The sequence below is a fragment of the Actinoplanes sp. NPDC049598 genome, from assembly GCF_040675435.1.
Taxonomy (GTDB): domain Bacteria; phylum Actinomycetota; class Actinomycetes; order Mycobacteriales; family Micromonosporaceae; genus Actinoplanes.
In genome coordinates, this window is the sequence record NZ_JBFAOX010000012.1 from 83,298 (window position 1) to 96,906 (window position 13,609).

A 13,609-nucleotide genomic window follows, 5' to 3' on the forward strand; every position below is an offset into this window, starting at 1 on the left:
GCCATGAAGCTGTCCTTCCGCCTGGACGAGGCGGCCGCCGGCGGCCCGATGCTCGGCTGGCCGGCCGACGACGACCCGGTCGTGCTCGTGGCCGACGACGACGAGGACGTCCGCGAGCTGATGACCTTCAAGCTCGAGCGGGCCGGCTTCCGGGTGCTCGCGGCCGACAACGGCGCGACCGCGCTCGACATGGTTCGCACGAGCCGGCCCGACGCGGTCATCCTGGACATCGACATGCCCGGCCTGGACGGCCTCACCGTCTGCCACCAGCTGCGGTCCTCGGCCGCCACCACCGGAATCCCCGTCCTGATGGTGAGCGGCCGGGGCCGCGAGCTCGACGTGGACTTCGGTTTCCACGTCGGCGCCGGTGACTACGTGGTGAAGCCGTTCAAGCCGGACGACCTCCTGCGCCGCCTGCGCCTGCTGCTACTCGGCGGTCGCCTTCCGTAGCTCGGGCACCAGCTGGTCGAGCGCGTAGAGCAGCGCGTCCGGCCCGCTGTAGGACAGCGCCCCGGCCAGCGGTCCTTCGAACGGCGTGTAGATGGCGCGGTCCTCGGTCACGACCTTGAGCTTGGCGAAGACCGGCGACTTCACCATGTCGTCTTTCGTCGCCCCTTCGACCAGCAGCACGTCGCGGTCGAGCAGGTCGAGCCGTTCCTCGCTGACGTCCTCGCCCTGCTCCTGGGTGGCGAAGCCGAGCGCGTCGAACAGGCTGCGCCGCGGGTCGCCCTTCGGCAGCAGCCAGTGCTGGCCCTTCTCCGGCCCGTAGTCGACGACCAGCGTCTTGCCGGCGAACTGCGGGTTGGCCTTCTTGGCCTCGTCCACCTTGGCGTTGACCTTGTCCACCAGGGCCTGGGCCTCGGCCTGTTTGCCCAGCGCCTTGCCGGTGGTCAGCGTCTGCACGTCCCAGGGCGTCTCCTCGTCGGGGTATTTCGACGACTGGATGACCGTGGGCGCGATCTGCGACAGCTTGTCGTACGTCTCTTTGGTGATGGTCTCGTAGACGGCCAGGATGAGGTCCGGCCGCTGCTTGACGATCGCCTCGTAGTTGATCTCGGCGGAGAACGCCGGCAGCTGGGCGCCGTTCAACTTCGCCGAGACCCAGGGGTACGTGGGGTATTCGGTGAACCACTCCCGCGTGCTGACCGGCGTGACGCCGAGCGACAGCGCGAAGTCCTGGTCGTTCCAGCCCACCGTGACGACCCGTTGCGGCGTGGCCTTGATCGTGGTGGCGCCGAACTTGTGCTCGATCGTCGCCGGGAACGCCCCCGTCCCGGCCGAGGTGGTGCCCCCGGCCGGGGTCGAGGAGTCGCCGCAAGCGGTCAGGCCGGCGCACAGCAGCGCCGCGACCGCGAGGACGCGAAGTTTCATCGAAAGGGCTCCTCACTCAATTGAGGTTAGGCTACCCTTCGATCGACACGGCGCCCGTCAGCTGGGGAGCGTCGACCGCGCGGCTGGCGAAGATCCGGTACTCGCCGGGCACCCGCTGCCAGCCGCCGTCCCAGATCTCGAACGTGCGCGGGCGCAACGGGATCCGTACCGTCACGGTCTCCTCCGGACGGGCCTCGACGTTCTCGAAACCGGCCAGCCAGCGCTCCGGGCGATTCGGGTCGACCGGCGACGGCCCGGCGTAGATCTGCACGACCTCGCGGCCCGCGCGTGCCCCGACGTTGGTCAGCGTCACCACGGCCTCCGTCCCGGTCACGACCATCTCGTCGTACCGCCAGGCGGTGTAGCCCAGGCCGTGCCCGAAGGCGTACAACGGCGCGACGCCGGAGCGCAGCCAGCCGCGGTAACCCACGAAGACGCCCTCGTCGTACGAGACGACGCCGTCACGCGGCTCGATCGCCAGCACCGGGCAGTCCTGCTCGGCCCGCGGCCACGTCGTGGGCAGCCGGCCGCCCGGCTCGGCCACCCCGAGCAGCACGTCGGCCAGCGCGGCCCCCGCCTCCTGACCCGGGAACCAGGTCAACAGCACGGCCGCCACCTCGTCGGTCCACGGCATCAGCACCGGGGAGCCGGCGTTGACCACCACGACCGTACGGGGATTGGCCGCGGCCACCCGCGACACCAGCTCGTCCTGCCGTCCGGGCAGGGCCAGCGAGGCCCGGTCGAAGCCCTCCGACTCGACCTGCTCGGTCGTGCCGACCACGACCACGGCCACATCGGAGCCGGCGGCCAGGCGGACCGCCTCCTCGATCATCCCGTCCGCGTCGGGCGACGGCGGGCGGTGGCCGAGCGTCGTCGCGACCGAGTGGGCCAGGCCGCGCTCCAGGGTTTGACGCAGCACAACGGGCACCGGCACGTCGGCCGGCAGCTCGACGGTGACCCGCTGCTCGCGCGGCGACAGCAGGAGATCGGCGCGCCCGGTGCCCGGCGGGTGCAGTGAACCCTCGTACAGCACCTCGTTGTTGACTGTCAGCTCGAAGGTCCCGAATCCGGAGACGGCGAAGGTGTGCTCGCCGGCGACGTCCGGGACGAAGGTCGACTCCAGCACGATCGACTCGACGTCCTGCGGGTCGAGACCGCCCGGCAGCGAGCCGATCCAGCGGACCGCGGCCGGGTTGACGGTGAACTCGTGGGTGCCGACGGTGACCCGGGTGTCCGACCATCGGGGACCGTGGGCGGCCGGGAGGAACGGGCGCGGGTCGGCGCCGATCGCGTGCTCGACGTCCACGCCGGACAGGGCCCGCTGCAGGCCCTCGAGCGGGGAGACGGTGTGGGGCGGGGAGACCTGGGCGCTGCCACCGCCGAGCACGCGCGCGTCCGTGGCGAGGGCCCCGATCACCGCTACCTTGGTCAGGGCCGCCGCTTCCAGGGGCAGCGCGTAATTCTCGTTGCGGACCAGGACGAAGGAGCGGGCCGCGACCTCGTGGGCGGTGGCGTCGCCGTCCAGCTCGTCGGACGATTTGTCGGAGATGTCGCCCAAAACGCCTACTCGTTGTGCCAGCCGGAGCACCCGGCGCACCTTGTCGTCGACGAGCTCCTCGGGGACCTCGCCACTTCGGACGGCGTCGACGAGCTTCGCCCCCCACGGGTTCTCCAGGGCCGGCATGGCGATGTCGAGCCCGCCCAGCGCGGCTCCGACCGTGCTCCGAGCGGCCCGCCAGTCCGAGACGACGACGCCGTCGAAGCCCCACTCGTCCTTGAGGACACCCTGCTGCAGCGGCCCGTTGGAGGCCATCGGCAGCCCGTTCACCCCGTTGTAGGCGCTCATCACGCCCCATCCACCGGTTTTCACCACGTGCTCGAACGGGGCCAGGTAGATCTCGCGCAGCGCCCGCTCCGGGATCCGGACGTCGACCTCCATCCGGTCCGTCTCGAAGTCGTTGCCGACCAGGTGCTTGACCGTGGTGCCGACGCCCTCGCCCTGCACCCCGCGCACGAAGCCGGCCGCGATCTCGCCGCTGAGCAGCGGATCCTCCGAATAGCACTCGAAGTGCCGGCCACCCAGCGGGGTGCGCTGCAGATTGACCGTCGGGCCGAGCAGCACGTGCACGCCCTTGCGCCGGGACTCCTGCCCGAGCAGGCGGCCGGCCCGCTCGGCCAGCTCGACGTCCCAGGCCGCGGCCAGCGCGGTCGGGCTCGGCAGGGCGATCGACGGGTCGTCCGGGGCCCAGCCGACCCCGCGCACCCCGATCGGCCCGTCCGACATCACCAGCGAGCGCAATCCGATCTTCTCGATCGCCGGCAGCGACCAGAAGTCCTGACCGGCGAGCAACGACACCTTCTCCTCGAGACTCAACTGCCCGAGCAGGTGCTCGACATCGTCCATGGAAGCGCTCCCATCCCTGTGGTTCCCGCGAGTGAGCTTAAGATCCCTGGGGTGGACACCGACTGCCTGTTCTGCCGCATCGTGGCGGGGGAGATCCCTGCGACGGTCGTGCACGAGACCGACACCACCCTCGCGTTCCGGGACATCGACCCCAAGGCGCCCGTGCACGTGCTGGTCATCCCCAAACGGCACCATCGTGACGTGGTCACCCTCGCGCGGGAGGATCCGGCCGGCTCCGCCGACCTGCTGAGCACGGCCGCCGTCGTGGCCGAGGCCGAGGGGCTGGTCGCCGACGGCTTCCGGTTGCTGTTCAACACCGGGGCGTACGCCGGGCAGGAAGTGTTCCACGTCCACGGGCACGTTCTCGGTGGCGAGCCGCTCGGGCCCATGCTGGCCGCCCGATGACCGCCGAGGCCCGCTACGAACGAGCCGCCCGCAAGGCGCAGGCCGACGGTCGCGTCCCCGCCCTCTCGGTCGCCCTGCACCGGGCCGACCGCGAGCCGTGGGTCTTCACCGTCGGCGACTCCGGCCGGCCCGGCCGGCCATTGACCCCCGACACCCGCTTCCGGATCGGGTCGATCACCAAGACCTTCACCGCCGTGCTGGTGCTCCAGTGCCGCGACGAGGGGCTGCTCGACCTCGACGACCCCATCGCGAAGCACCTCGACGTGCCCGCCCACGGCGACGCCACCGTCCGCCGGCTGCTCTCGCACACCGCCGGGTTCCAGCGCGAGCCGTACGGCGATGTCTGGGACACCCTGGTCTCCCCGGACGACGCCGGGCTGATCGCCGAGCTCGACCGGGCCGAACGGGTGCTGCCCAACGCGCGCCGGTTCCACTACTCCAACCTCGGCTTCGCCGTCCTCGGCCAGCTCGTGGCCAAGCTGCGTGGCCGCACCTGGGCCGAGGTGCTGGCCGAGCGGATCCTCGAACCGCTCAAGCTCACCGCCACCACGCTCGAGCCGCCGGCCCAGGCCGCGGTGGGCTACATGGTCGACGCGTACTCCGACGCCGCCCGCCCCGAGCCGCAGACCGACCTCGGCGGGGTCGCCCCGGCCGCCCAGCTGTGGAGCACCGCGAGCGACATGGCCACCTGGGCCGGCTTCCTGGCCCACCCCCAGCTGGCCGACCCGGACGGCAAGGTGCTGGCCGCGGCCACTCTCGAGGAGATGCGCTTCCCGGCCACCACGACCAACGAGACGCTCTGGAGCATCGGCTGGGGTCTCGGCCTCATCCTGATCCCGCACCCCAAGCGGGTCGTCGACATCGGCCACGACGGGGCCATGCCCGGCTTCCTGGCCGGGGCCTACGGCCGCCGCGGCAACGGCCTGCCGCCCGGGCTGGCGGCCGCCGTGCTCGGCTCCTCCGGCACCGCCGGCGAGATCAACGACCTGGTGCCCGAGCTGCTGCGGCTCGCGACCGAGCTCGACCCGGCCGACATCAGGCCGTGGCGGGCCGCCGCGCCGGCCCCGCCGGAATACCGCTCCGTGCTCGGGCCGTGGTGGGGCGAGGGCTCCCAGTTCGTCTTCTCCTGGCATGACGGCGCGCTGCAGGCCCGCGCGGCCGAGGCGCCGGCCGACACCCCGCCGGCGATCTTCGAGCCGCTCCCGGACCGGCCGGACGTGCTGCGTACGGCCTCCGGCCGCGAAGCGGGCGAGCTCCTGCGCCTGACCCGCTCGGAGTCGGGTGAGGTGGTGAAGATGCACTGGGCGACCTACCGCTTCGCCCGGGTGCAGGAGGGCTTCGACGGGGGCCGGGCCTCCGACGGGCCGCAATAGCGTTTTCCGCAGGCCGACCCGGGCGATAATGGCATCGGCGTCCGGGCGGCCGAGCGGATACGATGGTCCTCTTCCTTCTTCAGCACGCCGCCCCACCGGGTGACGAAGAGAACGAGAGCAGGTGGCGGAGGCCTTACGGGCCGCCCTATGACCGGTACGCCGAACCCTTCCAGCGCAGGCTCCAGCAGCTCAGCGCGGGTGCAAACCAAGATCTCGGTCGCCGACCCCAAGATCATGGTGAACCTCCTGGGTGCCAAGGACGAAATCCTGCGGCTCATCGAGCGAACTCTCGCCAGCGACGTCCACGTCCGCGGCAACGAGATCACCATCACCGGTGACCCCGGCGAGAACGCCACCGCCGAGCGACTCTTCTCCGAGCTCATCGAGCTGATCGAGAAGGGCGAGACGCTCTCCGTCGACTCCGTCCGGCGCACCGTCGCCATGCTGGAGGACGAGACCGCCGAGCGCCCGGCCGAGGTGCTCACCCTTAACATCCTGTCCCGGCGCGGAAAGACCATCCGCCCCAAGACGCTGGGCCAGAAACGCTACGTCGACGCCATCGACGAGAACACGATCGTCTTCGGCATCGGCCCCGCCGGTACCGGTAAGACGTATCTCGCCATGGCCAAGGCCGTCCAGGCCCTGCTGGCCAAGCAGGTCAGCCGCCTCATCCTGACCCGCCCGGCCGTCGAGGCCGGCGAGCGCCTGGGCTTCCTGCCCGGCACCCTGAACGAGAAGATCGACCCGTACCTGCGCCCGCTCTACGACGCCCTGCACGACATGCTCGACCCCGAGTCGATCCCCCGCCTGATGGCGGCGGGCACGATCGAGGTCGCACCCCTGGCGTACATGCGGGGAAGAACGCTTAACGATGCGTTCATCATTCTCGACGAGGCGCAGAACACGACGCCTGAGCAGATGAAGATGTTCCTGACCCGGCTCGGGTTCGGTGCCAAGATCGTCGTTACGGGTGACGTGACGCAGGTCGACCTGCCGGGTGGGACGACCAGTGGTCTCAAGGTCGTGCGCGAGATCCTGCAAAATGTGGATGACGTGCACTTCGCCGAGCTCTCCAGCTCCGACGTCGTGCGTCACCGGCTGGTCGCCGAGATCGTCGACGCCTACGCGCGGTACGACGCCGAGCAGGAGACCGCCTCAACTCAATCCGTCCACGCCGTGCCGGGGCGGGCCGCCAGCGGCGGCCGGTCCGGGCGACGGCGCTGATCCAAGGGGTAATCGCACCACTATGTCCATCGAGATCGCCAACGAGTCGGGAGTCGAGGTCGACACCGACGCGATCCTCGCGGTGGCCCGGTACGCGCTCGACGAGATGGGGGTCAACCCGCTCGCGGAGCTGTCGATCCTGCTCGTCGACATCGAATACATGGCCGAGCTGAACCACCGCTGGATGGGTGGTGACGGCCCGACCGACGTTCTCGCGTTCCCGATGGACGAGGGCAGCGTCGACCACGGTCCGGGCGAGGCCGGCACGGGTGAGCCGGCGCTGCTCGGCGACATCGTGCTCGCCCCCGAGGTGGCGGCCAAACAGGCCGCCGCGGCCGGGCACTCCGCCGCCGACGAGCTGCACCTCCTGACCGTGCACGGGGCGCTGCACCTGCTCGGTTACGACCATGCGGAGCCGGAGGAGGAGCGCGAGATGTTCGGGCTGCAGAACCGCCTGCTCCAAAGCTGGCGGGCCAGCCGGAAGACCGGCTGACGCGTCATGGACCCCGCCAATACACTCGCGGCAGGTTCGGCTTCGGCGGGTCTGCCGGACCTGCAACTGATCATCTTTGCCGTGCTCCTGGTCTTCCTGGCCGGGCTCGCCTCAATGGCCGACGCCGCCTTGGGCTCCGTCTCGGCGGCCCGCGCGAGCGAGATGGCCCGCGAGGGCGAGCGCGGGGCCGGGGCGCTGGCCGCGGTCGCGTCCGACGTCGTCCGCCACCTCAACCTGCTGCTCCTGCTGCGCCTGCTGTGCGAGCTGACCGCCACCACCCTGGTCGCGCTGGTCGCCGTGGACAGCTGGGGCATCGGCTGGACGGCGGCCCTGGTCACCGCGGGCACGATGACGGTGGTCAGCTTCGTCGTGGTCGGGGTGGCCCCGCGCACGGTCGGGCGCCAGCACGCGTACGCCGTGGGCAAGGCCGCCGCGCCCCTCGTGCGCTGGCTCGGCAAGGTGCTCAACCCGCTGGCCTCGCTGCTGATCCTGATCGGCAACGCGGTGACGCCGGGCAAGGGCTTCCCGGAGGGGCCGTTCGGCAGCCAGGTCGAGCTGCGGGAGCTGGTCGACCTGGCCGAGCAGCGCGGCGTCGTCGAGCACGGCGAGCGCGAGATGATCCACTCGGTCTTCACGCTGGGCGACACGATCGCCCGCGAGGTGATGGTGCCGCGCACCGAGATGGTGTGGATCGAGGGGTCGAAGACCCTGCAGCAGGCGCTCTACCTCTTCCTGCGCTCCGGCTTCTCGCGCATCCCGGTGATCGGCGAGAGCGTCGACGACGTGCTCGGCCTGCTCTACCTGAAAGACGTGATCCGGCGGACCCAGTCGGGCGACCCGGCGTCGACGGCCGAGGCGGTGGCCGACCTGATGCGCCCGGCCACCTTCGTGCCCGAGTCGAAACCGGTCGACGATTTGCTCTCCGAGATGCAGGCGGCCCGCACCCATCTCGTGATCGTCGTCGACGAGTACGGTGGCACGGCCGGCCTGGTCACCATCGAGGACATCCTCGAGGAGATCGTCGGCGAGATCACCGACGAGTACGACGTCGAGCGCCCGCCGGTCGAGCACCTGCCCGACGGCGCGGTGCGGGTCACGGCCCGGCTGCCGATCGAGGATCTCGGCGAGATCTTCGGGGTGGAGCTGCCGGCTGACGAGGTCGAGACGGTCGGTGGCCTGCTGGCCCAGGCGCTGGGCCGGGTGCCGATCCCGGGCGCCACGGTCGACGTGGGCGGGCTGCACCTGGTCGCCGAGGGCACCACCGGGCGGCGCAACCGGATCGACTCGGTGCTGGTGCGCCGGGTCGAGCCCGAAGAGACAGACGTTGAGAAGACCGAGTCGCCAGCCGACTCCGAGGACGAGGAAAGACAGACCGCGGATGCCTGACACTTTCGCCCCCGCCACCGTTCCGGCGGCGGACGGCGGCGCCCTGAGCGCCGAGGACAACAAGCTGGTCACCCTGGCCCGGGGGGCTCGGGCCCGGGTGGGTGCGGCGGAGGGCGCGGCGGTACGCGATCAGGACGGCCGGACGTACGCGGCGGCCACGGTCGGACTCCCGTCGCTGGCGCTGACCGCCCTCCAGCTGGCGGTGGCGTCGGCGGTGGCCGCCGGGGCGACGTCGATCGAGGCGGCGGCGGTGGTGAGCGAGGCGGACGGGCTCGACGGCTCCGGGCACGCGGCGGTGCGTGACCTGTCGGCGTCGGCGCCGATCCACGTGGCCGGCCCGGCCGGCACCCTGCGCGGCACGGTCACGGCATGAGCGACGCACGCGACGAGCGCCCGGCCAAGCAGCCTGTGGCGGGCGGGGCCAATCGGCCTTCGGGCGACGCAGCCAAGCGGTCCTCGGGCGATGCAGCGAAGCGGCCTTCGGGCGATGCGGCCAAGCGATCCTCGGCCGGCGCCGCGAAGCGGCCGGCGACTGGCGGGGCCACGCGGCCCTCGGCCGACGCGGGCAACCGGCCCGTGGCTGACGGTGAGCGGCGGCTGACGGCGGGGGAGCGCAATGAGCTGCGCCGCCAGGAGCGGCGGGCCGCGCGGCGGACGGACAACGCGGGCGGCGAGCGGCGCGGGGCCCCAGGAAGTGGTGAGCGGCGCGCGGCGCCGGGTGGCGCAGGCCGTGGTGCGGCGGGGGGCGCAGGTCGCGGTGCGGCGGGGGGCGCAGGTCGCGGTGTTGCGGGCGGCGCAAGTCGGGGTGCGGCGGGTGGCGCAAGTCGCGGTGCGGTGGGTGGCGCAGGTCGCGGTGCGGCGGGCGGGGCCGGGCGTGGTGCGCCGGGTGGCTCGGGGCGTGGTGCGGCCGGTCAGGGTGCTGATGGGCAGCGGGGCGCGGGTGGCCGCGGTTCGGCCGGGCCGGGTTCTGGTGGGCAGCGGGCCGGGCACGGCGCCGCCGGGCGGGGTGCCGATGGGCAGCGTGGGCCGGGACAGCGTGATGTTGGGCGTGGTGGTGACGTGGGTCGGCGCGGCTCGCGGGCGGGGGCAGACGGGGACCGGGAAAGGACCAGTGGGCGCGAGGGCCGCGGGCGGTCGGAATCCGGCGGAGCGGAGGCGACGCGTACCGCTGAAGTGCTGGAGGTGAGCGCGCAGAGTGACCACCGCGGGGGTGAGGTCACGCAGCGTGGTCCGCGGAAGAAGCGGCACCGTCACCAGGAGGCGTCGCGGGTCGAGGTCGTGGACGATGTCTACCGCGCCGGGTTCGCGTGTTTCGTGGGGCGGCCGAATGCCGGCAAGAGCACGCTGACCAACGCGATCATCGGGCAGAAGATCGCGATCACGTCGAACAAGCCGCAGACGACGCGGCACGTGATCCGGGGCATTCTGCACCGGGAGAACGCGCAGCTCGTGCTCGTTGACACCCCGGGGCTGCACCGGCCGCGCACGCTGCTCGGCGAGCGGCTCAACGATCTCGTGCGGGAGGTGTGGAGCGAGGTCGACGTGATCGGCATCTGCTTCCCGGCCGACGAGCCGGTGGGGCGCGGCGACCGGTTCATCTCGGCCGAGATGGCCGAGCTCAAAGCGACGATCATCGCTGTCGTGACCAAGGTCGACCTGGTCGATCCGGCGACGCTGGCCCAGCATCTGCTTGCGGTGAGTGAGCTCTACGACTTCGCGGAGATTGTTCCGGTGAGCGCGGTGTCGGGACACCAGGTGCAGACGCTGGTCGACGTGCTGGTCAAGCACCTGCCCGAATCGCCCCAGCTCTACCCGGACGACGTGCTGACCGACGAGCCGGAGCAGGTGCTGATCGCCGAGCTGATCCGCGAGGCGGCGCTGGAGGGGGTGCGGGACGAGCTGCCGCACTCGATCGCGGTGCTGGTCGAGGAGATGATGGTCGAGAACGGCGTCACCAAGATCTACGCGGATCTCTACGTGGAGCGGGACAGTCAGAAGTCGATCGTGATCGGGGCCAAGGGGGCGCGCCTCAAGGACGTCGGCAGCCAGGCCCGCGCCGAGATCGAGAACCTGCTCGGCACCCGCGTTTATCTCGATCTTCACGTCCGGGTGGCCAAGGAGTGGCAGCGGGACCCGCGACAGCTGCGTAAGCTAGGTTTTTGATCTAAATAGGACAATCTCTCGATTATGGGATAATTCACGCTGGTTTGCGGCTCTGGTCCGTAATTGGGTAACAACGAACCCTATGCGGAACAGGTACCTCGACCTCCTGCGTGCCGCGGCAACCGTCCGGGTCGTGGTCTACCACTCCAGCGGCTGGGCCGCCCTGACCATTCTCTTCCCGGCCATGTCGGTCATGTTCGCCCTGGCCGGGAGCATGATGGCGGCCTCGCTGGACCGGTACGGCCCGCGGGCGGTGGAGCGGCGCCTGCACCGGCTGCTGCCCGCGCTGTGGGTGCTGGCCGGGGTGGCCGTCCCGCTCATGCTGCTCGGCGGGCTCGTCTGGGACTGGAAGGTGCTGCTCTGGGCCTTCCCGCTGGAGGACCCGCCGGCCACCGGCTTCTGGCTCGAGGGCCTGGCCGCGATGTGGTACCTGCGAGACTTCCTGTGGTTCGTCCTGCTTTCGCCGCTCCTTCTGCCGCTCTTTCGCCGGTTCCCGCTCTTCACCCTCCTGCTCCCTTTCGTGGGGCTCGGCGTGATCGTTTTCGGCGGCCTGACGCCGCCGGCCATCGTGCGGGACCTGTGCCTGTACGGAAGCGCGTGGCTGCTCGGGTTCGCCCACCACGACGGCATGCTGACCCGGCTCCGGCGCCGCTGGTGGATCGCCGGGGCGCTGGCCGCGACGGGCGCGGTGTGGGCGCTGACCCACCCGGGGCCGCGCGGGCTCGACCTCAACGACATCCCACTGGCCAACGCGCTCTGGTCGACCGCGTTCATCCTGGTCGCGCTCAGCATCAACCCGCGGGTCCCGTCGTGGCGGGTGCTGACCGTGCTCAACGCGCGGGCGCTGTCGATCTACCTGTGGCACGTGCCGCTGATCATCCTGGTCGTGCGGCTGGCCGAGGCGACCGGCCTGCCCGTCGCCGGCTGGGTCGGCATCTCCTGGCGGCTCGTTGTGGTGGCGGCGCTGCTGGCGCTGGTGGTGATGGCGGTCGGCTGGGTCGAGGACCTCTCGGCGGGCCGCCGCCCGTCCCTGGTGCCGGGCGCCCGCATCCGCGCGGTGCCGGTCTCGCCGGCCCCCGTGGGCGAGCTCGTGGCCAGCGCGCCGGCCCGCGGAGCAGCCAACGGCTGAGCCGGTGCTACACGCCCTGCCGTGCTCGGCCCTTGGGCGAGCACGGCTTGCTCAGCGGGCGCGGACGAGCAAGGGCTGGGTGACGGCGCCGAGGGCGCCTTCGGCGTCGTAGAGCTCGCCGGTGCACAGGCCCAGGCCGTCGTTGCTGAGCGCGGTGCGGCAGGACAGGTGCACCCACTCGCCGGCCGGCTCGCGCAGCAGGGCGGTGCTCATCGTGGGCGGGATGGACAGCCACTTGTCCAGCGGGAGCACCGCGGAGACCCCGTTGGCCGAGTCGGCGATGATCAGCGCCCGGTCCTGGCCGGTGTTCTCCTCGCCGTCGATCAGCTCGTGCTTGACCCGGGTCCAGATGCTCGTCCGGTCGGTGGCGCGCCACTCGATGGCCCGGCCGTAGCCCCAGTCCGGCTTCTCCGGGAAGAACACGTCCGAGTGATCGGGCAGCGGCCCGGCCGCGGTGGTCTCGGTGATCACCGGGGGCGGCGGGCCGGGGGCGATGTGCCAGGCCCGGGCGATCACGGCCGTACGCCCGTCGACGGTCATCCGGGCCTCGTTGAGGGTGGTGAGCCGGCCCGGTTTGAGCGGTGACACCTCGACGCGTACGTCCCGGCGGGGTATCGGTCCCAGGAAGTCGACCGAGATCCGGGCCAGGCGCTGCCCGTCGACGCGCATCAGCCGCCCGAGCAGGGCGGCCGGCGGGCCACCGTGCTGCATCGCCTCGTCCCAGGGGCTTTCGGTCGACTTCGTCGGGCGGTACGCGCCGTCGCCGAGCGGCAGATAGAAGCTCATCCCCCGATCATGGCGTCGCGATGAGCGTCGCGTCACCACTGGAGGTGCGCAGATCGATCGAGTTCTTCGCGGTGGGGTCGTTGGTGAGACGCTGCACCTCGGCGTCGCCGGAGCCGCTGCTCGACGTGCTGATCCGGTATTTGCCCTGAGGCACCCGGACGTTGACGTCGCCGCTGGTGGTCTGCGCCTTCACGTCGGTCACGGTGGTCAGCACGGCGTCGATGTCGCCCGAGGTGAGCTTGAGATCGAGCGGGCCGGCGGCGTCGAGCACGTCGACGTCGCCGCTCGTGCTCTGCACGGTGACCTTGTCCTTCGCGTTGACCACACGAATGTCGCCGGAGGTCGCGCGCAGCGCCACCGGGCCGGCCGCGTCGACCACATTGATGTCGCCCGAGGTGAGGTGCACGTCGGTGGCGCCGGCGCCGCTCAGGCTCACGTCACCCGAGCGCAGATCGCCGCGCACGGCCACCCCGGCCGGGGCCTTCACCTCGTACGACACCGAGCAGTCGACCCCGCACGACGTGTCCAGGAACAGCGTCGAGCCCTGCAGCCGGTAGGAGTCGCCGGGGTCGGAGCTGTTGCGGATCACCCGCTTGATCGTGGTCTCGGTCACGTCGGCCGTGGTGATGGCCACGTCGCCCGAGCCGCCGGTCAGCCGGATCTCGGTGATCTTCGTCTTCTCCGTGTCGTTGTAGGTCAGGGTGGCCCCGACGACCCCGCCGCACGCGGTCAGACCCGCCGTAGCAGCGCCGATGAGGACGAGGAGGCCGGTCCGCCGGGCCCAGGTGGTGGTCATGGTTGTGACGCTAGGGCCCGGTGGGGCGGTGACACCATCGGAGCCCTCCCCGAGATGACCCTGAGATCCGGGTCAGGGT

General features: G+C 71.5%; 13 protein-coding genes. 9 read left to right on the top strand and 4 right to left on the bottom strand.

Annotated elements, in window-relative coordinates; translation table 11 throughout:
* Positions 1 to 3 precede the first annotated feature (3 nt).
* The gene (locus AB0J66_RS26605) at positions 4 to 450 is read left to right on the top strand and encodes a response regulator (protein ID WP_364665803.1); all 447 of its coding nucleotides are present in this window, start codon (positions 4 to 6) and stop codon (positions 448 to 450) included.
* On the opposite strand, the gene AB0J66_RS26610 is transcribed toward AB0J66_RS26605, so the two are convergent.
* Both AB0J66_RS26610 and AB0J66_RS26615 read right to left on the bottom strand, forming a co-directional pair.
* Positions 427 to 1,371, bottom strand: a complete 945-nt coding sequence (locus AB0J66_RS26610) for an ABC transporter substrate-binding protein (RefSeq protein WP_364665806.1) — start codon at positions 1,369 to 1,371, stop codon at positions 427 to 429. The genes AB0J66_RS26605 and AB0J66_RS26610 overlap by 24 nt on opposite strands.
* 31 nt (positions 1,372 to 1,402) lie before the next feature.
* Positions 1,403 to 3,775, bottom strand: coding sequence for a glycoside hydrolase family 3 C-terminal domain-containing protein (locus tag AB0J66_RS26615; protein ID WP_364665809.1), 2,373 nt, complete (start codon positions 3,773 to 3,775; stop codon positions 1,403 to 1,405).
* 51 nt (positions 3,776 to 3,826) lie between these two features.
* Between AB0J66_RS26615 and AB0J66_RS26620 the strand changes: the two genes are divergently transcribed.
* From AB0J66_RS26620 to AB0J66_RS26655, 8 genes are all read left to right on the top strand, one after another.
* Complete coding sequence (locus tag AB0J66_RS26620) at positions 3,827 to 4,180, top strand: histidine triad nucleotide-binding protein (protein WP_364665811.1); 354 nt, start codon at positions 3,827 to 3,829, stop codon at positions 4,178 to 4,180.
* Positions 4,177 to 5,553: a serine hydrolase domain-containing protein gene (locus tag AB0J66_RS26625; RefSeq protein ID WP_364665813.1), complete on the top strand. Its 1,377-nt coding sequence runs from the start codon at positions 4,177 to 4,179 to the stop codon at positions 5,551 to 5,553. The genes AB0J66_RS26620 and AB0J66_RS26625 overlap by 4 nt, the downstream gene beginning before the upstream one ends.
* 147 nt (positions 5,554 to 5,700) lie before the next feature.
* A complete protein-coding gene (locus tag AB0J66_RS26630; RefSeq protein WP_364665816.1) occupies positions 5,701 to 6,777 on the top strand; it encodes a PhoH family protein in 1,077 nt (358 codons plus the stop codon).
* Positions 6,778 to 6,799: 22 nt separating this feature from the next.
* A complete protein-coding gene (gene ybeY / locus AB0J66_RS26635; protein WP_360251887.1) occupies positions 6,800 to 7,270 on the top strand; it encodes an rRNA maturation RNase YbeY in 471 nt (156 codons plus the stop codon).
* 6 nt (positions 7,271 to 7,276) lie between these two features.
* Positions 7,277 to 8,656, top strand: coding sequence for a hemolysin family protein (locus tag AB0J66_RS26640; protein ID WP_364665819.1), 1,380 nt, complete (start codon positions 7,277 to 7,279; stop codon positions 8,654 to 8,656).
* On the top strand, positions 8,649 to 9,029 hold the full coding sequence (locus tag AB0J66_RS26645) for a cytidine deaminase (protein ID WP_364665821.1): 381 nt from the start codon (positions 8,649 to 8,651) through the stop codon (positions 9,027 to 9,029). The genes AB0J66_RS26640 and AB0J66_RS26645 overlap by 8 nt, the downstream gene beginning before the upstream one ends.
* Before the next feature lie 905 nt (positions 9,030 to 9,934).
* Positions 9,935 to 10,819: a GTPase Era gene (gene era, locus AB0J66_RS26650; RefSeq protein ID WP_364666366.1), complete on the top strand. Its 885-nt coding sequence runs from the start codon at positions 9,935 to 9,937 to the stop codon at positions 10,817 to 10,819.
* A gap of 82 nt (positions 10,820 to 10,901) precedes the next feature.
* A complete protein-coding gene (locus AB0J66_RS26655; RefSeq protein WP_364665824.1) occupies positions 10,902 to 11,948 on the top strand; it encodes an acyltransferase in 1,047 nt (348 codons plus the stop codon).
* A 51-nt stretch (positions 11,949 to 11,999) separates the two neighbouring features.
* On the opposite strand, the gene AB0J66_RS26660 is transcribed toward AB0J66_RS26655, so the two are convergent.
* Both AB0J66_RS26660 and AB0J66_RS26665 read right to left on the bottom strand, forming a co-directional pair.
* Entirely contained in the window at positions 12,000 to 12,734 is a 735-nt protein-coding gene (locus AB0J66_RS26660; protein WP_364665827.1) for a thioesterase family protein, read from the bottom strand.
* Positions 12,735 to 12,741: 7 nt separating this feature from the next.
* On the bottom strand, positions 12,742 to 13,530 hold the full coding sequence (locus AB0J66_RS26665) for a DUF4097 family beta strand repeat-containing protein (protein WP_364665830.1): 789 nt from the start codon (positions 13,528 to 13,530) through the stop codon (positions 12,742 to 12,744).
* Positions 13,531 to 13,609: the final 79 nt, after the last annotated feature.

Coding starts and splice junctions, on each gene's coding strand:
- AB0J66_RS26630 (WP_364665816.1), top strand. CDS start 5,701: ATGACCGGTACGCCGAACCCTTCCAGCGCAGGCTCCAGCAGCTCAGCG.
- AB0J66_RS26665 (WP_364665830.1), bottom strand. CDS start 13,530: ATGACCACCACCTGGGCCCGGCGGACCGGCCTCCTCGTCCTCATCGGC.
- AB0J66_RS26625 (WP_364665813.1), top strand. CDS start 4,177: ATGACCGCCGAGGCCCGCTACGAACGAGCCGCCCGCAAGGCGCAGGCC.
- AB0J66_RS26640 (WP_364665819.1), top strand. CDS start 7,277: ATGGACCCCGCCAATACACTCGCGGCAGGTTCGGCTTCGGCGGGTCTG.
- AB0J66_RS26655 (WP_364665824.1), top strand. CDS start 10,902: ATGCGGAACAGGTACCTCGACCTCCTGCGTGCCGCGGCAACCGTCCGG.
- AB0J66_RS26660 (WP_364665827.1), bottom strand. CDS start 12,734: ATGAGCTTCTATCTGCCGCTCGGCGACGGCGCGTACCGCCCGACGAAG.
- AB0J66_RS26645 (WP_364665821.1), top strand. CDS start 8,649: ATGCCTGACACTTTCGCCCCCGCCACCGTTCCGGCGGCGGACGGCGGC.
- AB0J66_RS26605 (WP_364665803.1), top strand. CDS start 4: ATGAAGCTGTCCTTCCGCCTGGACGAGGCGGCCGCCGGCGGCCCGATG.
- AB0J66_RS26610 (WP_364665806.1), bottom strand. CDS start 1,371: ATGAAACTTCGCGTCCTCGCGGTCGCGGCGCTGCTGTGCGCCGGCCTG.
- ybeY (WP_360251887.1), top strand. CDS start 6,800: ATGTCCATCGAGATCGCCAACGAGTCGGGAGTCGAGGTCGACACCGAC.
- AB0J66_RS26615 (WP_364665809.1), bottom strand. CDS start 3,775: ATGGACGATGTCGAGCACCTGCTCGGGCAGTTGAGTCTCGAGGAGAAG.